The 24,978-nt window shown below is 58.4% G+C and carries 24 protein-coding genes and 1 pseudogene; 17 read left to right on the forward strand and 8 right to left on the reverse strand.

Annotation, left to right across the window (positions count from 1 at the left end):
* Positions 1 to 269: 269 nt before the first annotated feature.
* Positions 270 to 893 (forward strand): hypothetical protein, encoded by a 624-nt coding sequence (locus QRN70_RS00925; RefSeq protein WP_285415352.1) that lies wholly within the window; start codon positions 270 to 272, stop codon positions 891 to 893.
* A gap of 111 nt (positions 894 to 1,004) precedes the next feature.
* The gene (locus QRN70_RS00930) at positions 1,005 to 1,331 is read left to right on the forward strand and encodes a hypothetical protein (RefSeq protein ID WP_285415353.1); all 327 of its coding nucleotides are present in this window, start codon (positions 1,005 to 1,007) and stop codon (positions 1,329 to 1,331) included.
* Positions 1,332 to 1,542: 211 nt separating this feature from the next.
* On the opposite strand, the pseudogene QRN70_RS00935 reads toward QRN70_RS00930, so the two are convergent.
* Both QRN70_RS00935 and QRN70_RS00940 read right to left on the reverse strand, forming a co-directional pair.
* Positions 1,543 to 1,888, reverse strand: a pseudogene (locus QRN70_RS00935) (transposase); the annotation flags it as partial.
* Between the two features lie 102 nt (positions 1,889 to 1,990).
* Complete coding sequence (locus QRN70_RS00940) at positions 1,991 to 2,227, reverse strand: hypothetical protein (RefSeq protein ID WP_285415354.1); 237 nt, start codon at positions 2,225 to 2,227, stop codon at positions 1,991 to 1,993.
* A gap of 46 nt (positions 2,228 to 2,273) precedes the next feature.
* Here QRN70_RS00940 and QRN70_RS00945 point away from each other — a divergent pair, with 46 nt between their 5' ends.
* Entirely contained in the window at positions 2,274 to 2,771 is a 498-nt protein-coding gene (locus QRN70_RS00945; protein ID WP_285415355.1) for a DUF7660 family protein, read from the forward strand.
* 75 nt (positions 2,772 to 2,846) lie between these two features.
* On the forward strand, positions 2,847 to 3,233 hold the full coding sequence (locus QRN70_RS00950) for a hypothetical protein (RefSeq protein WP_285415356.1): 387 nt from the start codon (positions 2,847 to 2,849) through the stop codon (positions 3,231 to 3,233).
* Between the two features lie 147 nt (positions 3,234 to 3,380).
* Here the strand turns inward: QRN70_RS00950 and QRN70_RS00955 are convergent, their stop codons facing one another.
* On the reverse strand, positions 3,381 to 3,638 hold the full coding sequence (locus tag QRN70_RS00955; RefSeq protein WP_285415357.1) for a hypothetical protein: 258 nt from the start codon (positions 3,636 to 3,638) through the stop codon (positions 3,381 to 3,383).
* 330 nt (positions 3,639 to 3,968) lie between these two features.
* Here QRN70_RS00955 and QRN70_RS00960 point away from each other — a divergent pair, with 330 nt between their 5' ends.
* Positions 3,969 to 4,322, forward strand: a complete 354-nt coding sequence (locus tag QRN70_RS00960; protein WP_285415358.1) for a hypothetical protein — start codon at positions 3,969 to 3,971, stop codon at positions 4,320 to 4,322.
* Positions 4,323 to 4,519: 197 nt separating this feature from the next.
* A complete protein-coding gene (locus QRN70_RS00965) occupies positions 4,520 to 4,888 on the forward strand; it encodes a hypothetical protein (protein ID WP_285415359.1) in 369 nt (122 codons plus the stop codon).
* Between the two features lie 220 nt (positions 4,889 to 5,108).
* Here QRN70_RS00965 and QRN70_RS00970 read toward each other — a convergent pair whose 3' ends face one another.
* Positions 5,109 to 6,434: a serine hydrolase domain-containing protein gene (locus QRN70_RS00970; protein ID WP_285415360.1), complete on the reverse strand. Its 1,326-nt coding sequence runs from the start codon at positions 6,432 to 6,434 to the stop codon at positions 5,109 to 5,111.
* An 18-nt stretch (positions 6,435 to 6,452) separates the two neighbouring features.
* The gene (locus QRN70_RS00975; RefSeq protein WP_502941492.1) at positions 6,453 to 8,306 is read right to left on the reverse strand and encodes a DUF1302 domain-containing protein; all 1,854 of its coding nucleotides are present in this window, start codon (positions 8,304 to 8,306) and stop codon (positions 6,453 to 6,455) included.
* A 335-nt stretch (positions 8,307 to 8,641) separates the two neighbouring features.
* Between QRN70_RS00975 and QRN70_RS00980 the strand changes: the two genes are divergently transcribed.
* From QRN70_RS00980 to QRN70_RS00990, 3 genes are all read left to right on the forward strand, one after another.
* Positions 8,642 to 10,189, forward strand: a complete 1,548-nt coding sequence (locus QRN70_RS00980) for an AMP-binding protein (RefSeq protein ID WP_285415361.1) — start codon at positions 8,642 to 8,644, stop codon at positions 10,187 to 10,189.
* Between the two features lie 13 nt (positions 10,190 to 10,202).
* Entirely contained in the window at positions 10,203 to 11,366 is a 1,164-nt protein-coding gene (locus tag QRN70_RS00985; RefSeq protein ID WP_285415362.1) for an acyl-CoA dehydrogenase family protein, read from the forward strand.
* Positions 11,367 to 11,476: 110 nt separating this feature from the next.
* Complete coding sequence (locus QRN70_RS00990; protein WP_285417978.1) at positions 11,477 to 12,733, forward strand: MFS transporter; 1,257 nt, start codon at positions 11,477 to 11,479, stop codon at positions 12,731 to 12,733.
* 37 nt (positions 12,734 to 12,770) lie between these two features.
* Here the strand turns inward: QRN70_RS00990 and QRN70_RS00995 are convergent, their stop codons facing one another.
* On the reverse strand, positions 12,771 to 13,724 hold the full coding sequence (locus QRN70_RS00995) for a LysR family transcriptional regulator (RefSeq protein ID WP_285415363.1): 954 nt from the start codon (positions 13,722 to 13,724) through the stop codon (positions 12,771 to 12,773).
* 219 nt (positions 13,725 to 13,943) lie between these two features.
* Here QRN70_RS00995 and QRN70_RS01000 point away from each other — a divergent pair, with 219 nt between their 5' ends.
* Genes QRN70_RS01000 through QRN70_RS01010 form a run of 3 tightly spaced genes read left to right on the forward strand, consistent with a single transcriptional unit; the run spans position 13,944 to position 15,980 of the window.
* On the forward strand, positions 13,944 to 15,308 hold the full coding sequence (locus QRN70_RS01000) for a DUF1329 domain-containing protein (protein WP_285415364.1): 1,365 nt from the start codon (positions 13,944 to 13,946) through the stop codon (positions 15,306 to 15,308).
* On the forward strand, positions 15,308 to 15,694 hold the full coding sequence (locus QRN70_RS01005; RefSeq protein ID WP_285415365.1) for a YidH family protein: 387 nt from the start codon (positions 15,308 to 15,310) through the stop codon (positions 15,692 to 15,694). Before QRN70_RS01000 ends, QRN70_RS01005 begins: the two co-directional genes overlap by 1 nt.
* Positions 15,687 to 15,980 (forward strand): DUF202 domain-containing protein, encoded by a 294-nt coding sequence (locus QRN70_RS01010; protein ID WP_285415366.1) that lies wholly within the window; start codon positions 15,687 to 15,689, stop codon positions 15,978 to 15,980. The genes QRN70_RS01005 and QRN70_RS01010 overlap by 8 nt, the downstream gene beginning before the upstream one ends.
* A 13-nt stretch (positions 15,981 to 15,993) precedes the next feature.
* Here QRN70_RS01010 and QRN70_RS01015 read toward each other — a convergent pair whose 3' ends face one another.
* Both QRN70_RS01015 and QRN70_RS01020 read right to left on the reverse strand, forming a co-directional pair.
* Positions 15,994 to 17,955 carry an alkyl/aryl-sulfatase gene (locus tag QRN70_RS01015; protein WP_285417979.1) on the reverse strand — a complete coding sequence of 654 codons (1,962 nt, stop codon included), beginning with the start codon at positions 17,953 to 17,955 and terminating at the stop codon, positions 15,994 to 15,996.
* A gap of 100 nt (positions 17,956 to 18,055) precedes the next feature.
* On the reverse strand, positions 18,056 to 18,973 hold the full coding sequence (locus QRN70_RS01020) for a LysR family transcriptional regulator (RefSeq protein WP_123419631.1): 918 nt from the start codon (positions 18,971 to 18,973) through the stop codon (positions 18,056 to 18,058).
* An 80-nt stretch (positions 18,974 to 19,053) separates the two neighbouring features.
* On the opposite strand from QRN70_RS01020, the gene QRN70_RS01025 reads away from it, so the two are divergent.
* Genes QRN70_RS01025 through QRN70_RS01045 form a run of 5 tightly spaced genes read left to right on the forward strand, consistent with a single transcriptional unit; the run spans position 19,054 to position 24,909 of the window.
* Positions 19,054 to 20,292, forward strand: a complete 1,239-nt coding sequence (locus tag QRN70_RS01025) for a 3-hydroxyacyl-CoA dehydrogenase (RefSeq protein WP_285415367.1) — start codon at positions 19,054 to 19,056, stop codon at positions 20,290 to 20,292.
* Entirely contained in the window at positions 20,289 to 22,064 is a 1,776-nt protein-coding gene (locus QRN70_RS01030) for an acyl-CoA dehydrogenase C-terminal domain-containing protein (RefSeq protein WP_285415368.1), read from the forward strand. Before QRN70_RS01025 ends, QRN70_RS01030 begins: the two co-directional genes overlap by 4 nt.
* Before the next feature lie 36 nt (positions 22,065 to 22,100).
* The gene (locus QRN70_RS01035) at positions 22,101 to 23,264 is read left to right on the forward strand and encodes an iron-containing alcohol dehydrogenase (RefSeq protein WP_285415369.1); all 1,164 of its coding nucleotides are present in this window, start codon (positions 22,101 to 22,103) and stop codon (positions 23,262 to 23,264) included.
* Positions 23,264 to 23,728, forward strand: coding sequence for an acyl-CoA thioesterase (locus QRN70_RS01040; protein ID WP_285415370.1), 465 nt, complete (start codon positions 23,264 to 23,266; stop codon positions 23,726 to 23,728). Before QRN70_RS01035 ends, QRN70_RS01040 begins: the two co-directional genes overlap by 1 nt.
* Complete coding sequence (locus QRN70_RS01045) at positions 23,725 to 24,909, forward strand: acetyl-CoA C-acyltransferase (protein WP_285415371.1); 1,185 nt, start codon at positions 23,725 to 23,727, stop codon at positions 24,907 to 24,909. The genes QRN70_RS01040 and QRN70_RS01045 overlap by 4 nt, the downstream gene beginning before the upstream one ends.
* Positions 24,910 to 24,978: the final 69 nt, after the last annotated feature.

Below are 24,978 nucleotides of genomic sequence, written 5' to 3' on the forward strand. Positions count from 1 at the left end.
ACGAAAGGGCGGACGGCCCGTTACAGGTTATCGGGCGACGCGTTCGGACAGCGCCGCGCGTACCGACACGTCGATCCACGAAACCCCCTAATCAGTGTGGTCTACATGGATGCGGTCGAGGATCTGGGCACCACCCGATTGCAGGACGCGCTGGACTACGCCGTGGCGTGGGGCGGCGAGCAACTTTGGTTACAGGGCAAGTGGTTTCCTTGTTCAGTATGCTGGCCAGGCGATATCATTCACACTTTAAGTACATTCAAGGACGAAAGGTGAAGAAAGCGATCTTGTGTGCCTCGCTGTTTCTCCAAGCGTGCAGCTCCCATATGCCCACACCAGTTTCAGCACCTTCAAAAGTCCAATTTGCAGAGGTTGATTACGATCCCGCAACTATGTCGAGAGTGCGCATCTACACGGGATTTCCATCATTAGAAGCGAGTTATAGCACTGGGTATTCTTGCGAAGAATTGAGCAACGAATTGCCAGTAAAACCGCTAAATCGGCCTGGCCCGAAGGCACGTTTACAGCGCGTGCAGTACTACTACAACCTCAGCATTGGGATGCCCAGTTCCGAGCGACTTGTGGACGGAGCCGCCCCGAATGAAAAATATTCGGAAATGGTAGCGCTCGCAGGCAAGCCCTTCGTAGTAGACATTAAGAACATTGGTGGCGCGCTGTGCATGCCGCCCGCGCTTACATTCATTCCTGAAGCCGGCGTGGACTACGAGGCGTATTTCCTCGCGATAGTGGAAGAGGGCAAATTCAAAGGTTGCCGGGTAGTCGCTCAAAAAGTCAGCCCGCTGCCACCCCACCAGGTTCCTCCAATGCAGCTGGGCGCATGCGTCCAGCCGGATAAGTCCCTGAAGAGCTGGGTTACACACTGGTATTCGAAGTAACGGGTGTGAGTGAAATCGTTCTCCCTTTCCCACAGGAATGACCTGCATGAAATTGATCGTAGGAGCGTTGGCAGCGCTGAGAGTTACACCTGATTTCTTCTCGGGGGCGTAATGGATCTCTCTCGTTTAAACGAACTGCTTTTCGAGCACAATTGTGTGGCTTCGATGAAGCTTGAGATGGTTGACTTCAAATACAACCTCACGCTGACTATGTCGTCCACCGAAGATCCAGAAACAGAGGGCGTGACGGCCGTTTTTTGCGACGTCAGCGCACTGAACCTAAGCGGCTTCGGTGGCGGACTAACCCAATTCATGGACCTCATCGTGACTCGCATCGACGACGGTCTGGATAGAATCCGCTACGAGCTGAGGGATATTGAGAACGAAAAAATCTCGTTCTTTTTTTTCACCTTCACCGTGCGCGACCACAAGGAGTAAATACGCAGATTTTTATAGGATCGTTGGCGGTCGCGTTGTTGGCGAAGTGTGCAACCCTCTGACCTTTTGAGAGGAACACGAGAGTTATCGGCTAAAACAATAGGTGGCTGACGTGGAAGGTGTGTTGCTGAGCGAGAAGATCAGCGAGAGGCGGACCGGCTGCTGGCGCAGATTGTCCGGGCTGATTCGATGATCATCGCGGTGAAGGCGGGCGCTCTGGCTTGATGTCGAACTGCGCTTCGACCCGATCGATCATCGACTTGGTGCTCTCGACTCCTGAGCTTCGATGAGCCAGTGTGAGTTCCACATCCATGATCACGTTGTGCTCGATATCGATCAGCGCCTTTGACCAGGCCGGCGTCCATGCAGCGACGCAGCACTTCATTGAACAACCAGTGAAACAGATCACTGTCGCGAAAACGGCCGTGTCGATTTTTGGAAAAGGTCGAGTGGTTGGGAAGTTCATCTTCAAGGCTCAACCGGCAGAACCAGCGATACGCCAGGTTCAAATGGGCCTTCGCACACTCTCTCGCTGGCCGATGGAGTGCTTTGCCGTAGATGACACAGGGCGCATTCTTAGCAAAGCCGAACCAAAGCAGACTATGGCAAGTGGTTATCAGATAGAGAGGGTTCCGCAGTTTTATCCTACTCTTGGCTGGTCATTCCCAGCCCAGTTTCCTGTAGGAAGTCTTGTCTTGTTCGAGAAACTCCGTCTGGTACTCGCCCCACTGCATGTGCGCATAATATTTCGTCATCGCTTCGAAATGACTTTCAGCCTCAACCTCCCAAACAAGCTTCGCGTCCGAATGCATAAGCGCACGCGCACCATCACCCTCAGCACCGGCCAGACGAAAGGTCTGACAGCCATCAGGTTCCTGCCAAAGTTCATGATTCATATTCAACGTTCTGTTTTTTAAAATCGTTATGGTGCCCGAAACTCTGATGGAACGGCTGTTATGGATCGGCTCCGTAGAAGAGACCGAATCCGAACACCGACTTTTTCAACAGAGTCGGCTAAAAAGCAGTCATTCGGCGTCGTCTGCTTACGACCCAGAGTGGCCGTTCGTAATGGAGGTTGACTGTCCATCTCTCAACATAGCAGCATTTGGGTCATCATTTGCGCATGACTTCCCGATCGAATATTTCCCCATGCCTATAGATCTTGATGAATTGTTGGAACGCGTAAACGATGAGCAATCGTTCATTGGGTTTATCAAGGCCCTTGGTTCTGACTTTGCCAGTGAGCGCGTATTGGAGCAGGCAACACCATCGCCTCCCAATTGGACCGGCGCCTTGGAGTGGGAAAATCAGTCTGTTGACGGATTTCTTGAAGCGGCGGCTGCATGGGCGACCGCTAGTGCCAGGTCGTCGCCTGCTCCGACTACAAATGTATGGCAGCGGTGCGCATCCATTTTGCTGGCTGGCAAATTTTATGAGTGAACGTCAGGGCTTCCTTTTGAGAACATCGATGCACACCCCTGATGCACTGCCTTTGCACCCGGTCGGAACAAACTCATGATCAAGGTTTTACCGCATAACGTACTCATGGAGCTTTCGGTGAAAGCCGATTCATACGGTTTAACGCTGAGTGATCTTGCAGCCACTTGCGAAAAGTTCGATGTTGCACCGCGAGATGTACTGAACGAATTGTCTATCACCGTTGCGGAGGGCTATCTACAAGGTTCCTTGATCTATTGTTTTTGCGACGGTGTTATGAACGGGATCATAAATGCCGTGGTTGACGTGGGCATGACTGATGAAATGCCTCAGCCCGCATTCTCGCTATACCAGGCGTTCGACCAGGGTGAATGGATCCGCAGTAACGATCCACCGGAGACTGACCCCAGTGAGAAGTACACGAAGCCGGCGGTCCAGGAAATAATGGCTGCTCTTGCAGACTAGCTTTCCGTATTGAAAAATTTTCCGTTTTTGCCTGGGAGAAAGCGTTGATCGAACGGCTGCTTCTGGCCGGAACCAGTCGTTCGTGACGAGTGTCCATCGGCCATAAGCAGCCCTTGGTGGGGAGAAATAATTTTCTGAGGCAAAGATTTAAGTGCTGACGTCAGTGGAGTCCTGAAGAAGCTCATAAGTCAATTCCGCCTCATAAAACGACATTCGCCACTCTAGAAATCCCGGACGGTATTCGCACAGAAGGCGAACGATCTGCCCATCCTCTCCGATAGAGACTTCTTCCACCAAAGCGATATCTCCTGGTGCCGCTTCACGAGAGCTAATCCAATCAGTTAAAACTACTTTTCCTTGATCAACGCTGATTAGCCTTATGAGATCGCCTTTAGACAGTGCCATGTCCCTTCGCCTAGGTTTTTACTGATAACAAGTACGTGAGCCTATCGTTTTTTTAAGACAAGGTTCTTTCTTTTGGTTTGAAGGCTGCCTTCAGACGATGTCCGCGTCTGGCCGTTTTGCGCCTGCCACCAGGGGCTGAAACCGACCCGAAGCAGCCGTTCGGCAAGGTCTGTTTTCAGCGCAGAATCGAATTGGACACGATGATGGCTAAATAGTAGCATTCTGAATGCTGCTCTGAATTTTATGGGGATGCGAAGCCTGTCGCTATCCATATCGCGCTCCTTTGTAGCAAGACTAAAACCGTTTCATAGCCAATTTTCAGGTTTATACATGATAAAAAAATCTAAATTCTTATTAGTCGCTTCTTGCTTAATTATTTCGGCTTGCTCCGGTATTCCATATGCGCCTAAAGGCTCGACAATGTACGAAGGGGGATACAGCGACGTAAAAACAGGTGTCAACACCTATACAGTTACTTTTGAAGGTAACGGTTACAACAAACAGGAACAAGTTGTTGGTTTTGTCAAGAAGCGGGCAGGCGAGTTATGCAGTCCACTTAAAGCAGAAACGGAAGTTCGCCCTTTTTTAAAAGAGAAAACAAATTACGCGGCTCTAAACGGACAGCTGTATGTAACACAGCATAAATTCCCTAGCGCAGAAGCGTCTGTTGTTTGCGTCGAATAAGCGGCATTATCGCTGTTCATTCATGGCATCGCGCGCATGAATCTTCCATGATTTCCTGGACACATCTGATGGGCTGCTTTTGGCCGGAAGCGGTAGCCTGGTACGGCAGGTTTCGGCTAGAAGCGCACTCGACAGTTAGCCGCTGATGTCTCTACGCTGATCGATCTGGTGAAAGCACACCACTAAAAGGAGCAGTCATGTTGGTAGTTGCCATTGATCGAGATAGCGTTCATGCGGGAGATGATCTGGAAAGTCATGCAATATCGATCACACTCGATCAATCAGCAACACTGCGCACCTTGATCGAAGTGATACAAGATATGGACTACCTACCTCGTATCAGTGGAGGCAAGGCCACTTGGGTTGTTTATTCATCTGGCAAACCATTAGGTGTTTTAGCCCAGCAATGGCCAGAACCTAAATTCGTCGTGCGCCCCGAGAGCATCGTGGATCAATATTTCAGAAATATCGAGCCTCGCCTACTTTTCAGATATTGGTGTCAGGCAGATCCAGATGAGGTCTTTTCGGATGCCCAGGCCGGAAATGAACTGCCATCACGATTTTAGGATGGGCAGGAGGCATTGCTTTAGATCAATGCGGTTCGGATTACTGCCGTGGGTCGATAGCTGCCTCCCGTGAACGACTGCTTTTCGCCGAAAGGCTCCGGTCACGAGTGGCCGCTTCTGGCCGACAGCGGTAGCTTGCCGATGTCCGCTCTTGGCCGTAAGCAGCCATCCGCGTACGTTTGTTTTTGGCCGCTTGTTGTCGAAAAAACTGCGATGACGTTCAGTCTCTTAAATCTCGCAATATCGCATTGATCATGTTGTTAAACGTGCCGGGTGAGTCGATCATCCTTGCAGCCACCTTTGCTCCACCTGCCGCGCTGGTGGCGCGCCTCGCTTGGTCGGCAGTGGAGGACAGTTTAACGATCACCACCTCACGCTTCGGGTTGATGTAGATTTTTTGTCCGAAGCGACCACTGGCCTCCACCGATCCTTCGCCGTCATTGCGCTGAAACCAGTAATTGCGATAGGCATAACCAGGCCGGCCAGGTGCCAGATTGCCTTGCGCGAAAATCGCCGGATCGCCCGGCTGGAAGGTATTGCGCACGGCTTGATTGAAACTGTCCGTGCTTGATTCACGAGCCAGCTCACGACGGACTAGTTCGGCGAAGCGCGCGGTGTCGCGCAGATTCGTGCTGATCCCGCCGCTGGCCATCTCTGTGCCCAATTCATCGATTTGGACATAGCCATCTTCCTTAGCGAAGCGCGACCAGATCCGTTGCTGAACCAATTGCGCCCAATTCGTTCCGGAGATACGCCGCAGCGCCCAGGCCATCGCCTCGGGTGAGCCATTCTGATAAAAAAACTTGCCTTCCCCGGGAGCGATTTGCGCGACCTTCAAAAAAGCGTAGATATCGCCGGGCATATTTGCGCTCCGCGGGATGAGCCCGGTCGCGGCGAACAAACCGAGGTCCGGCGGAACTGCTTCGGGGTAGGCCACAGCCACCTGCATATCCAGATTGGCCTGCACCGTGGCCTCGCCAAACGGTGTGCCGCTCAGTTCAGGGACATAACTGGCAAGTTTCGCTTGCGGGTCGAGTTTGCCTTCTGCAATGAATTGCGCTGCCAGCAAGCCGGTGACGGATTTGGTCATCGAAGCCCAGATGTGCGGTTGGTCGGGTTCAAATCCTTCCATATAGCGTTCAAACACCACGTGGCCGCGTCGCAGGACGATGAAGCCATCGGTCGCGGTATCTTGCAGGTAGCGGGCGAGGGTCAGGTCCTCTTCGCCGACCTTGAAGGTCACCGAGTCGAGATCGTGCGGCGCAGCCTCGATGATTGCCAGCGGCTGTGCAGCACGAGCAATGTTGCGCGTTGCGGACACTTCCCGGGCGTGCCGGATTGACCAGCGCAGGAAAGGCGGTTGAAAGGCGTTGGTTTTGTTCACACGAAACTCCGGTGCGGGTGGAAAACCACGCATGACGCCAGTATCGGCTGAGCCACTCGCGGCGAAGGCCGGGCAGATGGCGCTGGAAAGCAGCAACGCGGCACCCAATACAAATGGGGTGTTGGGTTTGTCAGAGGCGAAACGGGCAAGGCACTTGCGCATGTTTGTTTTCCTTTTACGTTAGAAGGTGGCACCAATAGCGATGGAGGCAAAGTCGCGGTCACCGCGCGTGCCGTAAGTGCCATCGATGTAATCGGTGTAAGACAGGCTCAGCGAATACTTGCTCATGAACGTCGCGTCCAGACCCAGGCTGACGGAGCGCGAACCTTCATTGAACGCCGAGCCATCGCCCGGCGAATAACCTTTGACGTCATGCGCCCAGGAAAGGTTGGGACGCAGGTCCAGCCCTGGCATCACCCCCGAGTAGCTCAAGGTCGCGCGCATCCGGTAACCCCAGGAGAACGGTGTGACGAAGCCTTCGTCGGTGCAGTATTGCGGGCTGCCTGAAATGGCTCGACAGATGCTGTTGTCAGCCAGCTCGCCGTTGCCATAAGCGCCGGATCGGCCATAGCGAGGCCCGTTTTTGCCCTCCAGGCCACCGACGTAAGTGGCGCCGGCTTCACCGACCAGTAGCAACTGATTCGCCCCCAAGACCTGGCTTAAAGAATGCATTGCAGAGACCTGCGCCTGAGTGACCTCCTTGCGCCGGTAGCCGTTGAAAAAAGTTGAGTCGGTGGTCGGCCTCAGGCCGGGTTCGGACAGTGGACTGCGCCCGTGGGCATTGAGCAGCGACTGCAGCACATCCGTGCCATTGAGTTGCACGGGCATATTCGGGCGGTAGCTGAGTTCGCCCTGCACCGCTGTACCGCTGCGTAGGGTGGTCGAGAACGTCATGCCATATAAACGGATGTCTTCGGGGTATTGGGAAAGGTACTGAGACGTTCCCATGCGCAGCGCGCCGGCGAGTGTCTGGCCGGTGCTGGAGGCCAGAAAAGCACCGCAACCTGCCGACGGCACACCAAGATTGCTGCACAATTGCGGAGCAAAACCGGTGTTGCTGTAATACCGACTGCTGACGGTTCCCAGATACGGCGAACGGCTGTGGTAATTGGCGGCATAGACCCCGAATTCAGCATCCAATTGTGTGACGTACCAACGTAACGACAGGCCCCATTGGCCGCTGTTGCGTGCGTCCTGATCACCGCTGCGAGGGATGCGCACGCCTTCCTCACCCATGACCACGCCGAACGGGCCCAACCCTCGATTGGCAGCGGCGGCGTTGACCAGGCGTCCGCCGACATCGAGGCCGGTGCAGCCCTCAGGTGTGAAGTCGTTTCCCGAAAAAAAGGTGCCGCAGTTGTCCAACTGGGTCTGCTCCCAGTCCAACTGGTAGAAGGCGTCAAAGGACACTGCTTCATTGATGTTCTGCGTCATATAGAGCAAGTTCACCGGCACCAGTGCGTCCTTCACCTCCGAACCCGGCCGGCGCAGTGCCGCTTGGTTGAAAGGATTTACAACGTTCAAACCGCCCTGGATGAAAATGCTTTCCCCCCAGTTCACCACTTGCTTGCCGACACGCGCCGAGCCCGGCTCGCCGTTGATGTCGTAGAAGTAATAGACGAAGGCATCGAGCAGCTGGAAGCCTGCGGTTTTTGCCGACGCCTGGCGATCGTTGTCGTCGATGTCCTTGAAGCGTTGGCTGTGATCACGTTGCGCGGTGTCGTACCAGTAGGTCCCGCGCAGGAACATGCCGATGTTGTCGCGCTTGAGCTCCAGGTCATGGGTGCCTTTGAAAATCGTCGAGAACACGTCTCCGGATCGATAATTGCGGCGGCCGTCATTGCCGTTCGCGGCCCCCAGTTGCAGCTTGGCCGGATTGGCAGTGCTGACCCCTACACCGAGTGCCAGCGCCGAATCGAGCTGCCCATCAATGTCGCCCAATGCAAATTCGACTGCCCCCACCGGGGCGGCGAGCAGACTGCACGACAGTAAGACCAGCGATGACCGTAGCCGGTCGCAAACATGTCTATTCACTCTTAACCTCTTATTGTGTTTATTCGAGAGTGAGGGGATGGCGCACCGACAACAGCAGGAACACCCCAGCGCCTGGCCGGCGGCGGTTTGGCTTTTGTCGGTCGGTATCGATAATAGGGAGGCCCCGGCGGGGCTCACAAATAGCGTCTTTGAATCGTTGCCATAACACTTCGGCATGGGCATGACGCCGCAAAAACCGCTGCGGCGCAGCACAAGGAAGGGAGCTTTTCAGCCAGCTAAAACCGCTATGGCCGGCATCGACAACTGGTATTACGCCCCTTTAGCCCACGCTGTTTAGCATCGTCCCGGTCTTAACTGTCGACGAGAACAACAACGTGAACCTCGGAAAAATAATCAGTCGAAGTGCCAGATACTGGCCAGAGCGGATGGCCGTCATCGATCGTCACACCAGGCTGAACTTTGCACAGCTGGAGCAGCGGACAAATCAGCTCGCTTCAGCATTACTGGGCCAAGGCATCAGCACGGGCGAACACGTCGCCATCCTTGCGGAAAACCGCGTAGAACTCGTGGAGGCGGAAGTGGCCTTCTACAAGGCCGGTCTGGTGAAAGTGCCGGTCAATGCGCGGCTGTCGCTCGAAGAAGTCATTCAGATCATCAACGACTCTTGCAGCGTCGGACTGATCGCCACACCCATGTTTGCCGAGGCGTTGATCGCACGCCGGGCTGAAGTCCCAGGGTTGCGGCTGGTGGTGACACTGGGAGAGAAGGGCGGTGATATCGCCTATTCGGCACTGCTGGATCGAGGCAATGAGGCACCGGTCAATTGTGACCTGCCGGACGATGCACTGGCGGTCTTGCACTACACCTCGGGCAGCTCCGGTGTGCTGAAAGCCGCCATGCTCAGCGTCGGCAATCGCAAGGCGCTGATCCGCAAAAGCATCGCCAGCCCCACCCGGCGAGCCGCGCCGGACGATGTGATGGCCCACGTCGGGCCGATCACCCATGCCAGCGGCATGCAGTTGATGCCCTTGCTGGCGGTGGGTGCGTGCAACCTGCTGTTGGAACGCTACGACGATCAATTGCTGCTCGAAAGCATTCAGCGTGAACGTGTAACGCGCTTGTTTCTGGTGCCGGCGATGATCAACCGACTGGTCAATTTCCCCGGCGTTGATCGCTATGACCTGAGCAGCCTGCGTTTGGTCATGTACGGCGCAGCGCCGATGGCGCCCTCGCTGGTCAAACGCGCCATCGAAGTGTTCGGGCCGATCCTTGCCCAAGGCTACGGTGCCGGCGAAACCTGCTCGCTGGTCACGGTACTCACCGAGCAAGACCATCTTTGCGAAGAGGGCGACTATCGGCGCCTGGCTTCCTGCGGACGCTGCTATTTCGAGACTGACCTGCGAGTGGTCAACGAAGACTTCGAGGATGTTAAGCCTGGCGAAATCGGCGAAATCGTGGTCAAGGGCCCGGACATCATGCAGGGCTATTGGCGCGCGCCGGAGCTTACTGCCGAGGTGATGCGCGAGGGGTATTACCTCAGCGGCGATTTGGCGACAGTCGATGAACAGGGCTACGTGTTCATCGTCGATCGCAAAAAGGAAATGATCATCTCCGGCGGCTTCAACATCTATCCCACGGAAGTCGAGCAGGTGCTTTACACCTTGCCTGAGGTTTTTGAGGCGGCCGTCATTGGTGTGCCGGATGAGCAGTGGGGCGAGGCGGTGCGAGCCGTCGTTGTACTCAAGCCGGACACTGCACTGAGTGAGGCCGAGGTCATCGATCACTGCGCACGCACCCTGGCCGGGTTCAAGAAACCCCGCGCTGTGGATTTCGTCAGCGAACTACCGAAGAACCCCAACGGCAAAGTCGTTCGCCGTCTTATTCGCGATGCCTACTGGCAAAACAGCGACCGCCGCATCTGACGAGGAGATCACCATGTATCAGCCAAGTGAAAAGGCCAGCCAAATCATCGAGGCCATCGGCGGTTTTATCCGCGATGAGATCCGCCCGCTGGAACAAAGCGCCGGCCTGAGTTGGGCGGAGCCGCACCCCCGCGAAGTTCTTCAGCAAGTGTGGCAGCGCTCCTGCGAGCTAGGGTTTTACAACGTCATGCTGCCCGAGGCGATCGGTGGCGCGGGGCTGAACGTTTCAGACTTGTGCGCGGTAAAGGAAGCCACGGTACTGAGCGGTTCCATGCTGGCGCCGCACATCCTCGGCGAACTGTCCGGACCGCCGCGTATCGGGCATCTATTCAAGGTCGCGAGCCTGGAACAAGTCGAGACTTTCTTGCAGCCGGTGTGCCGTGCCGAAAAAGCCGTGTGCTTCGCGCTGACAGAAAGCGAGGCAGGCTCCGATGCGACGGCGATCACCACCAGTGCCCGACGCGACGGCGATGATTATGTGCTGAGCGGCAGCAAGCGTTTCATCTCTGGCGCGCCTTATGCGGATATTGCCGTGCTGCTTGCGGTTACCGGCACCGGCGGCGGAGCCCAAGGCATTTCGGCCTTCTTCGTCGATCTGAAGGCGCCCGGCGTGCGGATCGAGAGCGACTATGCGGTCATGTCCGGTGGTGGCGCGCACGGCGATATCTTCCTCGACGACGTTCGGGTGCCTGCGGCCAACCGCATTGGCGAAGAGGGCCAGGGATTCAAACTGGCGATGGGGCGGATCATGCTCAACCGTTTGCTGCATTGCCCGACGTTGTTAGGCATGGCAGGCTTGGCATTGAACCTGTCGATTGACTACGCGCGCACACGCAAGCAGTTCGGCCAGCCCATCGCGATGTTCCAGTCGATCAGCCACATGATTGCCGATATGGCCACCGAGCTGCATGCCGCACGCAGCATGGTTTACGCCACCGCAGCGGTCAGCGACGCCGGCGGCGATATTCGCACCCAGGCGCCGATGTGCAAGCTGTTCGTCTCCGAAACCGCTTTCCGTATTGCTGACCGCGCGGTGCAAATTCACGGTGGCGCGGGGTTGCTGCGGGGCCATCCGGTGGAGTGGATTTTCCGCGCGACCCGAATGATGCGCATCTTGACGGGAACCAGCGAAATTCAGCGCAACACCATTGCCAAGGGTGTCCTGATGCCAAGCTAGCAGCGCGTGCCGCACGTCCGGTCGTGCAGGGCCGGACGCTCTGACAAGAACAATAACGAGAGACGACCATGACTCACAATGACACACCCGCACGTCTGGGCACCGCCTGGATGATTGCTGTATTGCTGGCGCTGCTGATGCTGGTGAACTTCCTCGACAAAGTGGTCATCGGCCTGGTGGCGGTGCCGATGTCCAAAGAGCTCGGCCTGACCCCGACCGAGTTCGGCCTCGTAGGGGGCGCGTTGCACTGGTTCTTTGCGATTTCCGCGGTCATCGGCGGCTTCGTGGCTAACCGCCGTCCCACACGCACGTTGCTGCTGGGCATGGGCGCATTCTGGGCGGTCGTGCAACTGCCGATGCTCTTCGTCACTTCTCTCTGGGCCATCATCGCTTGCCGAGTGCTGCTGGGAATAGGCGAAGGGCCGGCCTCGCCAGTCGCTACCCACGCCTTGTACAAATGGTTTCCCAATGACCGTCGCAACCTTCCGGTCGCGCTGTTGCATACCGGCAGCGCCTTGGGGTTGTTGGTTGCGGGCGCAATGATCCCCTGGATCAGCGTGCATTACGGCTGGCGAATGAACTTCATTGTTCTGGCCGTCATCGGCGCAGTCTGGTGTGTGTTGTGGTGGCTGCTGGGTCGTGAGGGTACGCTTGATCGCATCCGTCCCGGCCAGCTGAAGCAGGACGAGGAACGCGTACCGTATCGTCGCTTGCTCACGGACAGCACGGTGCTGAGCAATTACCTTTGCCATTTCGCCGCCAATTGGTCGTTGGCACTGACCCTTACCTGGGTGCCGAGCTATCTGGAAAACGGGCTGGGCATCGACCCCATCATGACGGGCCGGGTGTTCGTGCTGTTCGTGGTGGTAACCACTCCGCTGAGTCTGTTCATGGCTTGGCTGTCACAGCGCATGCTTCGCGGCGGGATTGCATCGCGCTGGTCGCGTGGAGCATTCGTTTCGTTTTGCCTGATTGCCAGTGGCCTGCTCAGCGCGGCGCTGTTTCTGCCGGGATTGTCGAGCATAGAGCGAATCGTCAGCCTAACGTTCAGCGGTGGCTTGGCGCTGGTGATGTATTCGGTAGGGCCGGCCATGCTCGCCGAGTTCACACCCGGCAGCCAACGTGCGGGCATTCTGGCGATCGGCAACGGCATTGCCTCGCTCGCTGGTTTGTCGGCGCCGGTGGTCACCGGCATCCTCGTGCAGGGTGCGGGGGCCGAGCATCCGGCAGGTTACGGTGAAGGGTTTCTGGTCTGTGGCGCAGTGCTGATCATTGCCGGGGTGATCGGTTTGTTCTGGATGGATCCGCAGAAAACCCGCCAGCGCCTGAACGAGGTGAAAGGTATCGCATTGCCTCGGGTCAACTGAACCGTGCGGCGCTGCACGGCCCACCGTTGCGGCGCCCTTAGTGATCGACCGCGCTCAAGGTTTCTTCGGGCACACGCTCGATCAAACTGCCTTTCCAGCGGTCGTCGACGACGGCCTCGACCAGGACGCCGCGGACCAGATCGCGCATGCAGGTTGCCGCAAACGACAGTGGCTTGTGCTGCGAATAGGCCAGCGAAATCGTGCGGGTGATTCGCGGCTCGACGATCAGCCGGGCCGATATCGGCTCCAGCAATTCCGTCAGCGGCGGCCAGTTGCTGATGGTCGCCGCCAACCCGGCGCGCACCAGGCTGCTGATGCCAGGCGCAGACTGCTGCTCGTAGCTTGAATCGAGGGTCACCCCGGTTTCCATTGCCGCCTGCTCGATCCGACGCCGCAGATGCAGGGCGCGCGGCGGCATCACCAGCCGGGTCGCGGCCGCTTCAGCCAGCGTGATGGACGAGTGATCAGCCTCATGCACCGGTGTGCCTACCCAATACAGGTCTTCGGTGAAGACCGGTTCGGCGATGACGTGTTCCAGTTCCTCAGCGTTCGGCACAACGCCAAAATCCACTTTGCCCAGCTCGATCGCCTGGCCGCCTTCGCGGCTGAGACCATCCCATATCGTCAGTTTGATCCCCGGAAACTTTGCCTGCGCCTGCGTGAGGATCGTCGGTAACAGCAACGACGAAGCGGTTGCCGGAATGGAAATCGCGACATGGCCCATCGGATTGCCCCGACTGGATTTGAGCTCGTCTTTCACCGAATCGAGCTTCTGAATCACCGAGCGCGCCACTTCGTATAACTGTCGCCCGGCATCGGTCAGTTCGATGCCATCGTGCTGACGGGCGAGTAACTGCATTTCCAGTTCGCTTTCCAATAAACCGATCTGACGGCTCAGGGCAGGCTGAGCGATGAACGCCCGGCGTGCAGCATTGGAGAAGCTTCCAGCTTCTGCAATAGCGACGAGGTAACGCAGCTGTTTCAAAGTCATGGGCAAATCTCTGGCTATGCCGAAGTGCTATGGCAAGTATCTGAAGACGCTATTTGTCGGGGCCCAGAGGGCTACTTAGTATCCAATGATACTCATCCAGAGGCTATCTGACCGGCGCTAAAAATTGTTTTTGCCCACCATCCTGCCAGCCGCCATGTCGTCTGGCGGGACGACTGCACATGTTCACTCTCTGATAAACACAATAAGAGGTTAAGAGTGATGCCAGCACATACCAGAGGTTTTATTCAGTCGTGGTTGATTCCGTTGTCATGCTGTGTCTTGCTGGCAATACCGTGGGCGGCAGGAGCGCTCGCCGCCAGTGAATTACCGCAGAACCTGACGCCGATCGGCGCCGAGCGCGACGCCACTCCCGACGGGCGAATCCCTGCATGGCAAGGCGGACTCACAACCGCGCAACAGCGACTGGAAAGCAACGGCACGCCGGTCGATCCTTACGGTGATGAACGACCGCTGTACGAGATAACCGCACAGAATTACCGCCAGTACGAGGGTCAGCTGTCAGCCGGGCAGATCGCTTTGCTCAAGCGTTTTCCAGAGACGATGAAGCTGCCTGTCTACCCCACCCATCGCAGCGTCGCCATACCCGCGCACCTCGCCGCATTCGCCGCACGCAACGCCACGCACGCGCAGCTCGACGACCAAGGCAACGGTCTGCGAGATTTCGCCGGAGCGGTTGCCTTTCCTCTGCCTAAAAATGGTCTGGAAGTGATCTGGAACCACCTGACCCGCAACCGCAATGCCAGTTACAGCGTTGTCTCCGACAGCGCCACGCCGCAGGGCAACGGTCGATTTACCCTGATGAGCGCGCGCCAGGAATTCGCTCGACCTGACGGGTTGCCGGGCGCTGCTGCCGACAATGTTCTCTACTATTTTACCCACCGAATGACCGCGCCATCGCGCCTCGCCGGGGATGCGATGGTGGTGCACGAGACACTGGACCAGGTCGCCGAACCGCGATTGTCGTGGGTCTACAGCTCCAGCCAGCGTCGAGTGCGGCGTGCGCCGGGCATCGCTTATGACACCGCCGGGCCGGGGACGGCAGGCCTGCGCACGGCGGACAGTCGTGACATGTTCAATGGCGCACCGGATCGATACGACTGGCAACTGGTGGGCAAGAAATTGCTTCACGTGCCGTATAACAGCTATCGCCTGGCCTCGCCCCGATTGCGCTACAGCGAATTGATCAAGCCTGGCCACGTCAACCCTGTCCCCACCCGCTATGAACTGCATCGTGTGTGGGAAGTGGTTGCGACGTTGAAGCCGGGAGCCCAGCACATCTACGGCAAACGTCACTACTACATCGACGAAGACACCTGGGCCATTCTCGAGGCCGATGTCTATGACCAGCGAGGCGCGTTATGGCGCACCTCCGAAGCGCACAGTTTTTACCACGCCAGCGGTGAGGTGGCCGTGAATGCGATGGAAGTGACCTATGACCTGAAAAGTGGCCGATATCACGTCTCCGGCCTGATAAACGAGCAACGCAACCCCTACGTCTTCAACGTGCCGACCAGTCTCTCGTACTTTTCGCCCGGCGCATTGCGCAGCTTTGGTGTGCGCTAATGGGGATGCATCCTGAACGCCGCACCTGGACTGAAATCCTGCTGGGCGGCGGTGAGGCGCCCGATCCGCGATTCACGTTGGCCAATGAACGAACCTTTCTTGCCTGGATTCGCACGTCACTGGCGTTAATAGGCGGCGCCATTGCCATTGAGGCCTTCGCCACACAGGTCTTCGAGCCCGGTTTGCGCATGGCCGTAGCCATTACCCTGCTGATGTTGAGTCAGTTGATCAGCGCCGGTGCCTGCGTGCGCTGGCTGAGGGTGGAGCGTGCGTTGCGCCAGCGTCGGCCGCTGCCATTGCCGGCCCTCGCGCCATTGCTGGCGATGGCTTGCGTTACCGCGGTGATGTTGATCGGCAGTGCGCTGTGGCCCCGCTGGCATGGGTGATCCGGGGCTGCAGGCGGAGCGGACTGAATTGGCATGGCGACGAACCTTGATCGCGTTGCTGGTAGTGCTGGTTCTGGCGGGGCGAGTGGGTGCGTGGCTGTCGCTGGGGATAGGCGCTTTCGCCGCCCTTGGGCTGCTCGCCAGGCAAGGGCGCCGCTACCGCCAGGGATTGGCAATGCTGCGCATGGAGCAGGCATCGCCGGCACCCGTGGCGATACTGGCGTTGGGCGCGAGCGTCTGTTTGCTGGCGTTGATCGCCATGATCGAGCTGCAAAGCGGCGCCTGAGCGCCGCGCACGTTCAGGGCGTGACGATATTGAAGCGTCCGTCCGTTTCCTCAAGTCCACCCATGAAGCGTAGAAATTTTACTCGCTCACCGGTGATCGTGATATCGCCCACCGTTGCCTCCTTCAAAAAGCCAGTCTGTTTCAGCGCGATGCGATCCAGCGTCGACTTGTTCATGCTGATATTCACGTCGGCTTGGTCATGCCGGGTCAAGTCGCGGTGGGTAAGGACACCGTTGCGCAAGGTCAAGGCGTAATCCTCGTTCAGATCGGTGAAGCGCCAGTTGATGGTCAAGTCATTGTCGGCGTCTTTTAGCGCGTCAACCCGAACGCTCAGGTAATCGAAGAACATTGCAGGGGTCAGCGCCCGCACCATATCGTCGGCATTTCCGCCGCTGCCGGTTGCAGCCGCAACGCCGTCGCGCAATTCCTGCGCCCCGCTGAGGTAGGCGTTGCGCCAAGTCGCGTTCTCGCTCTGATAGCCCAGCTGTTCCAGCGCATCGGCCTGCAGGTTGCGTGCATCGGCGTTGTCCGGCTCGGCGAAGACCAAATGATTGGTCAGTTGCGCGACCCAGCGATAATCGCCTTCGTCGAAGGCTTTGCGCGCCTGCTTCAAGAGCTGCTCGGCACCCCCCATCGCCGCTACGTAACGCTTGCCCGCAGCTTGTGGCGGCAAAGGATTGAGGTTCGCCGGGTTGCCGTCGTAGAAACCCATGTAGCGCTGATACACCGCACGCACGTTATGGCTCAACGAGCCGTAATAATCACGGCTGTACCACTTGTTCGCCAAGCGTGGCGGCAGCGAACTTAAGGTGTCGGCAATCTCCATGGGGGTCAGCCCCTGATTGATCAGTCGCAGGGTCTGGCTGTCGATGAATGCATACATGTCGCGCTGGTCAGCCAGATATTCGCGTATCTGCGCACCGCCCCAGGTAGGCCAGTGATGCTGGGCAAAAACCACCTCGGCCTGATTGCCGTAGCGCAGCAGCGACTGATCCAGGTAATGCGCCCAGATCTTCGGGTCGCGCACCAGCGCGCCGCGCAAGGTGAGCACATTGTGCTGCACGTGAGTGGCATTTTCGGCCATGCACAGCGCCTTGAATCGCGGGAAATAAATGTTCATTTCCGCCGGCGCCTCGGTGCCGGGGGTGAGTTGGAATTCGACCTCGATACCCTCAAGGGTCAGGCGCTCCAGCGGCTGGCTGATTTCCCTGGTGGGCGCGATCAAGCTGATGGTTGCGTTGGCCGGAATACCCTTGCCCAGTCCGGCATCAACCTGGCCGCGCTCGCTACGCGGCAACGGTGCGCCGTACATGTATTGAGCGCGACGTTTCATTGCCGGCCCGGCCAACACATTCTCCCCGATGGCGTGCTCGAAAAAACCTTGCGGTGCAATCACCTGGACCTTGCCCGCGGTGACATCCGCTTCGTCGATGATCCCCCGCACACCGCCGAAATGGTCAACGTGCGGGTGCGTGTAGATGACCGTGGTCACGGGCTTGCGCGGGCGATTCTTGAAGTACAGCTCAAGGCCGGCTTTAGCCGTTTCCACCGACAGCAGCGGGTCGAGCACGATCAAGCCATTGTCGCCTTCGACGATGGTCATGTTGGCCAGGTCCAGGCCACGAATCTGATAAATACCGTCAGTGACTTTGAACAGACCGGCAATGGTATTGAGCTGCGCGATGCGCCACAGACTCGGGTTGACGGTGCCGGGTGCGTTGGTCTGGTTAAGGAATGCGTACTGATTCAGATCCCAGACGGTCTTACCGTTGGCATTGCTGACCACACCCTCGTACCGCTCGATCAGACCGCGCTGCGCCGCTTCGAAATCCCCGCGGTCGGCGAAGGGCAAACGCTGCAACCATTGTTGATTGCTCTGCAGCGTGGTCGCCGTCGCATCTTTAGCCGGTGTGGCGGCAGAACTCATCAGCGGTGCCAACAAGGCAAGTGAAAGCAACATCGGTGGAAAACGCATGGAGAATTCCTTGTTATTGTTTGGGCGATCCACTTTAGGGAGAGGGCCTGGCCGCAGCCAATACCAGAGCGGCATGGTGGCCATCGTGTTTTTTTATGGCTCAGTCCGGTGCAATCGCTAGGATCTGTTCAGCCAGCCAGGCTAATGCAGGATCGTGTTGGCGATGCGTCAGGTAGACCAGATCAAGCTCGAAGAGCGGCAATGCGAATGGCAGTTCCAGCAAGTCCAAAGGCAGTAGCCTGGCGAACTGTTGCGCCAGTTGGGTCGGCAATACCGTGCACAGGTCTGTAGCGGCCACGAGGTGCGCGGCCTGCAAGTAATTGGGCGTGGTATAGACGATCTGCCGCACTAGATTCTGTTCGGCCAGCCACTGATCAATCATGCCTCGCGTCTGGCCTCCATTCACCCAGACGTGGCGCAGTTGCAGAAAACTGCGCAGATCCAGGCCGGCGCCTGATTGCGGATGCCCCTGACGCATCGCCACCCGCAACGTTTCGCTGCGCCAGCGCAGCCGGGTAAAACGTGCCGGTACGTGATCAAAACGGCCCAGTACCATGTCCAGTTCGCTACGGTCCAGCGCCTCCGCCGGCAGGCTCGCCGCCAAGTGGACGACATCGATGCGCAAGTGTGGCGCCTGGGTCTGCAAGCGGGCCAGCAATGACGGCATGCACAACTGTTCGACATAGTCGGTGAGGGCGATCCGCAGCTGTCGATGGCTGAGTGCCGGGTCGAACGCATCCCCCGTGGCCAGGCTTTGTTCGATCTGTTGCAACGCCGCGCGAATCGGTCCTTCCAGGGCCAACGCTCTAGGCGTCGGACACATGCGGCGGCCAACGCGCACCAGCAGCGGATCGTTCAATGCATCGCGCAAACGCGCCAGGGCATTGCTGACGGTGGGCTGAGTCAGCGCCAGACGCTCGGCCGCGCGCGAAACATTCTGCTCACGCAACAGCATGTCGAAGATACGCAGCAGGTTCAGATCAAAATTTGAAATATTCATGCCGCAAATATATGGCATATGAAAATGAAATTTCAAAAATACTGGAAGCGTGCTTACGGTGGCGGCTGTTATTTCCTACCGATGCAGGAGCGCCGCGTGTGAGCACCCCTTTCGATATTCAGCAGGTCGCCGTGATCGGCGCGGGCACTATGGGCCGAGGCATTGTCATCAGCCTGGCCAGCGCCGGATACCCAGTGCTATGGCTGGAAAGCAACGCCCCGACACTGGATGCTGGCTTGACCATGATTGAACAGACCTGGGCACAGCAGGTTGGCAAACAGCGCATCACTCAGGAGGAGGCGGACGCCCGTCTGGCTCGGGTACGTCCTGTGCAAAGTTACGCTGACCTCGCTGAGGCGGATCTGGTCATCGAAGCGGTGTATGAAAGCCTGCAGCTGAAGCAGGAAATCTTCCGCGCGCTGGATTCGCATCTCAAACCGCAGGCGATCCTGGCCAGCAACACCTCGGCACTGGACATCGACGCCATCGCCATAGTGACTAAGCGTGCACAACAGGTGCTGGGTCTGCATTTTTTCAGCCCGGCCCACATCATGAAGTTGTTGGAAATCGTCCGCGGCAACGCCACGAGCCGCGAAGTGCTGGACGCCGCGCTATTACTTGCTCAGCGCGCCGGCAAGGTGGCGGTGGTGGCGGGCAACTGCCCCGGTTTCATTGGCAACCGGATGCTGCGCAGCTATGTGGCCGAAGCGCGCAAACTGCTCCTTGAAGGAGCGATGCCGCAGCAGGTGGACGACGCGTTGCAGCAATTCGGCTTTGCCATGGGTCCGTTCCGCATGTATGACGTGGTCGGCATTGATCTGGAATGGCGCGCCCGACAATTGGCAGGGCAGGGCATGGATGATCCCTTGGTCAAAATCGACAACGCCTTGTGCGATCTCGGCCGTCTCGGCCAGAAGAGCGGCCAGGGTTATTACCGCTATGCAGCAGGTAGCCGTGTAGCCGAGCATGATCCGCTAGTCGATAACCTGGTGCTCGAGGTGTCTCAGGGCCTGGGCTATCGTCGCCGTGAAATCGACGTGCAGGAAATTCTTCAGCGCTGCCTCCTCGCGCTGGTCAATGAAGGGGCAAAAATTCTCGAAGAAGGGATTGCTGCCAGCAGCCATGACATCGATCAGGTCTGGCTCAACGGCTATGGATTTCCTGCGCACACCGGAGGGCCAATGCGCTGGGCGGATGAGCAGAGCATAAGCCAGATGGTCGCTGGGCTTGAACACTTGCAGGGCATGTTCGGCGAGCACTGGCGCCCAGCCGGTCTGCTCCAGCGATTGAAGGACGGCGGCAAACGTTTCGCCGATGTCGTGGAGGGCGCGGTATGAATTATCAAGCCCCTATTCGCGATATGCGTTTCGTATTGCACGAGTTGTTCGACGTATTGGGCCATTGCGAACAGCTGGGCGTGGAGCTCGAGCGCGACACGCTTGACGGCATTCTTGAAGAGGCCGCACGTTTTACCGGCCAAGTCATTGCACCACTCAACCGCAACAGTGACGAGCAAGGCTGTCAACTGATCGGCACTGAGGTCCGCACGCCCGACGGGTTCCGCGATGCCTATCGCCAGTACGTCGACAACGGTTGGGCAAGCATGAGCGGGCCGACAGAGTACGGTGGCCAGGGATTGCCGCAAATGGTCTCGGCCTGCGTGCATGAAATGCTGATGGCGGCCTCGCTGTCGTTCCGGATTTATTCCGGCCTGACCGAAGGCGCGGTGCTGGCCGTGCATTGCCATGGCAGTGACGCACTCAAACACGCCTGGCTGGGCAAAATGGTCAGCGGCGAATGGACCGGCACCATGTGCCTGACCGAGCCACAGGCCGGAACCGACCTGGCGTTATTGCGCACCCGCGCGCAGCCCCAGGCCGATGGTGGCTATCGCATCGACGGCAGCAAGATTTTCATCAGCGGCGGTGAGCACGATCTGACCGACAACATCATTCATCTGGTCCTCGCGCGTCTGCCTGATGGGCCGGCGGGTGTGAAGGGTATCAGCCTGTTTCTGGTGCCCAAAATCCTCCCCGACGGCCAGCGCAACACGCTGAGCTGCGGCGCCCTGGAACACAAGATGGGCATCAAGGGTGCTTCGACTTGCGTCATGAATTTCGACGGTGCTCAGTGCTGGTTGGTCGGCGAGCCAAATCAAGGGTTGGCGTGCATGTTCACCATGATGAACGACGCGCGATTCCAGGTCGGTTTGCAGGGACTGGGCATTGCGGAAGCGGCTTTTCAAGGGGGCCTGGCTTACGCCCGCGAACGTTTGCAGTCGCGTTCGCTGGCCGGCGCAGTGGCACCGGAAAAGGCTGCCGACCCGATCATCGTTCATCCCGATGTGCGGCGCATGTTGCTGACCCAAAAGGCCCTCACTGAAGGTTGCCGGATGTTGGGTGCGTATACCGCGCGACAACTCGATCTGGAACACGCAGCAGCAGAACCGGACGTTCGTCGAGCCGCCATGCGCCGCGCCGCGCTCCTGATCCCTATCGTCAAAGGGTTCTTCACTGATGTCGGCCAGGAAGTCGCCAGCCTCGGTGTGCAGCTGTTTGGCGGGCATGGCTACATTCGCGAATGGGGCATGGAACAACTGATGCGTGACAGTCGCATTACCCAGCTCTATGAAGGCACCAATGGCATCCAGGCACTGGACCTGATCCGGCGTAAATTGATCAGCGATGGCGGCGCCGAATTGCACGCACTGATCAACGAATTGGTACCGCACGTAGACACCGCCGGCGCTTACCCATCATTGAACGAAATGGCCGCAGCGATCAGTCAGCGCCTCGAAGAATGGCGAGCGCTGAGCATTAGCGTTATCGAGACCTGCCAGCGCGATCCGCAGGAGATAGGCGCGGTTTCCGTGGATTTCCTCGCGTACTCGGCCTACGTCCTGCTGGCCGGTTTATGGATGCAGGCAGCCGTGCGCGCCCATGAAGCGCTGGCCGCAAGTACCGACGAAGAGGCTTTTTATCAGGCCAAGCTGCATACCGCTGACTTTTACTGGCGCCGCGTATTGCCCCGTGCAAGTGCGCACCGTGAAGCGCTGCTGGGCGGTGCGAGCTGCTTGATGGCGATGGCGTCGAGTGACTTCAGTTGCTGACCGCAGACGTATTACCAAGAACAGGGAGTCGCTGACATGCAGCCTTTCAGCTTTGCCACTACTGCGCAGATTCTTTGCGAAAGCGGCGCGGCGCAACGCCTCGCGAGCCTGTGCCGCGAGCGTGGTGCGCGGCGTATCCTGATCATCACCGACCCCGGCATCGCCCGTCTTGGCATGCTTGATGACGTCTTGCCCGCTTTCACCCTCGCGAAAGTTGGTGTGGCGATCTTCAGTGACGTGACGGCGGATCCGAGCCAGAACTGTGTGCTCGCCGCCGTGGACCGCGCACGGCATATTGGTGCCGACATGATCGTTGGCTTCGGCGGTGGCAGTTCGATGGACGTGGCCAAGCTGGTCGCTCTGCTCGCACATCCCGCATGCGGCCAGCCGATCAGCGAGTTGTACGGTATCGACAAGGCGAAGGGGCCGCGCCTGCCGCTGATCCAGGTGCCGACCACCGCAGGGACCGGCTCGGAGGTGACGCCCATCGCGATTGTGACAACCGGTGAGACCACCAAAATGGGGATCGTCTCGCCATTGCTGCTGCCGGATCTTGCCGTCCTCGACGCGGTTTGTACGCTAGGTCTGCCGCCGGCCGTCACGGCAGCCACGGGCATCGATGCCATGGTGCATGCGATCGAGGCCTACACCAGCAAACTCAAGCGTAATCCACTGTCGAGCCTGTTGGCGCGAGAGGCGCTGCGGCTGTTGGCTGACAATCTTGAACAGGCTGTATACAACGGCGGCAATCTACCCGCGCGGCAGGCAATGCTGCTAGGGGCGTGCCTCGCCGGCCAGGCATTTGCCAACGCGCCAGTGGCGGCGGTGCATGCGCTGGCGTATCCGCTGGGTGGACATTTTCACATTCCCCATGGCCTGGCGAATGCGCTGGTGCTGCCGCATGTAATGCGCTTCAACCTTCCAGATGCGCTGACCGACTACGCCGAACTGGCTTCGCCCTTGCTGGGAGCAAGGCTGCAGGCGGGCGATCGCGAGAGCCGCAGCGAGCAATTTGTCTGCGAGTTGGCGCAACTGGGCGGCCGTTGCGGATTGCCGGAAACGCTGCGCGATGCCGGCGTGCCCAGAGAAAGCCTGGGCCAACTGGCCCAAGACGCGATGCAACAACAGCGGCTGTTGGTGAACAACCCGCGCGCCGTCAGCGAAGCCGATGCGCTGGCGATCTATGAGGCGGCCTATTGATGACCGACATCCGAGAGCGCGCCAACTACTCACACTTCACCTCGCTCACGACCCGTTGGCACGACAACGATGTGTATGGGCACGTGAACAACGTCGTCTATTACAGTTTTTTTGACAGTGCCGTGAACAACGTATTGATCGGAGAGGGCGGGCTGGATATCCATGACGGTCCGGTGATCGGGCTGGTGGTCAGCTCCAGCTGCGATTACCACGCTCCGGTCGCTTTTCCAGAGCGCATCGAGGTCGCGCTCGCGGTAAGCAAACTGGGCCGCAGCTCCGTGCATTATCAACTTGCGGTGTTTCCCGAAAGGCAGGCACTGGCCAGCGCCACCGGGCGTTTCGTGCATGTTTTTGTCGATCGGATCGAACGCTGCCCGGTACCGATTCCCGAACGGTTGCGCGTGGCGTTAGGGGAACTGATCTGCAACTTGCCCGCTTCCACGACCAAGGATCTTGAACCATGAAAGATGCTGTGATTGTTTCCACCGCTCGCACGCCGATTGCCAAGGCCATGCGCGGCGCATTCAATGATTTCAAGTCACCCAGCATGACGGCAATCGCCATTCGCGCAGCAGTCGAACGTGCCGGCATCGAGCCGGACCAGATAGAAGACCTGGTGCTGGGCACGGCGATGCAAAGCGGCACTGCAGCGATCAACCCCGCGCGTCTGTCGGCGCTGGCGGCCGGTCTGCCGGTGTCGGTGAGTGGGCAGACCGTCGACCGCCAATGCGCATCAGGCCTCATGGCAATTGCCATCGCCGCCAAGCAAATCATCGTGGACGGCATGCAGGTGACCATCGGCGCCGGTCAGGAGCAGATCAGCCTTGTGCAATCGACCCACAATCGCCTGGCGAGCGAGGCATACGACGACGCTGTGCTGCGCATGAACGAGCATGCCTACATGCCGATGTTGCAAACCGCCGAGCGAGTGGCTGCGCGGTACGGTATCAGTCGCGAGGCGCAAGACGCCTATGCGTTGCAGTCTCAGCAGCGCACGGCGGCGGCCCAGACCGCCGGCCTGTTTGCCGATGAAATCGTTGCGGTCACAGCACGCAAAAAGATCGTAAACCAGGAGGACGGTGCGGTCAGCCACGTGCAAGTCACGCTCACCCAGGATGAGGGCAATCGGCCCGCTACCGTCTTGGCGGATCTGCAAGGCCTCAAACCAGTGATCGAAGGCGGCAGTGTCACCGCTGGCAATGCCAGCCAATTGTCTGACGGCGCCAGTGCGTGCGTATTGCTAGAAGGTGGCTTGGCGGCGCGTTTGGGGGGCACGCCGTTGGGACTCTATCGAGGCATTGCTGTCGCCGGGCTTGCGCCGGAAGAAATGGGTATAGGACCGGTATTGGCGGTGCCCAAATTGCTCCGTCAGCACGGCCTGAACGTAGACGATATCGGCTTGTGGGAGCTCAACGAAGCGTTCGCCTGCCAAGTTGTGTACTGCGCGGCGCGACTAGGGATCGATCCCGCGAAGTTGAACGTCAATGGCGGCGCTATCTCGATCGGGCATCCCTATGGCATGAGCGGAGCTCGAATGGTTGGACACGCGTTGCTGGAAGGAAAACGACGCGGGGTGAAGTTCGTCGTAGTGACGATGTGCGTGGGGGGCGGAATGGGCGCGGCGGGGTTGTTCGAGGTGTTGTAAAAAAAGGCGCCGTCATATTTGTTAGGATTGCCCTGATCAGGAGATATGTAGTGGCTCAGGCGTCACAAT

The organism is Pseudomonas sp. efr-133-TYG-5 (genome assembly GCF_030209175.1).
Classification (GTDB): domain Bacteria; phylum Pseudomonadota; class Gammaproteobacteria; order Pseudomonadales; family Pseudomonadaceae; genus Aquipseudomonas.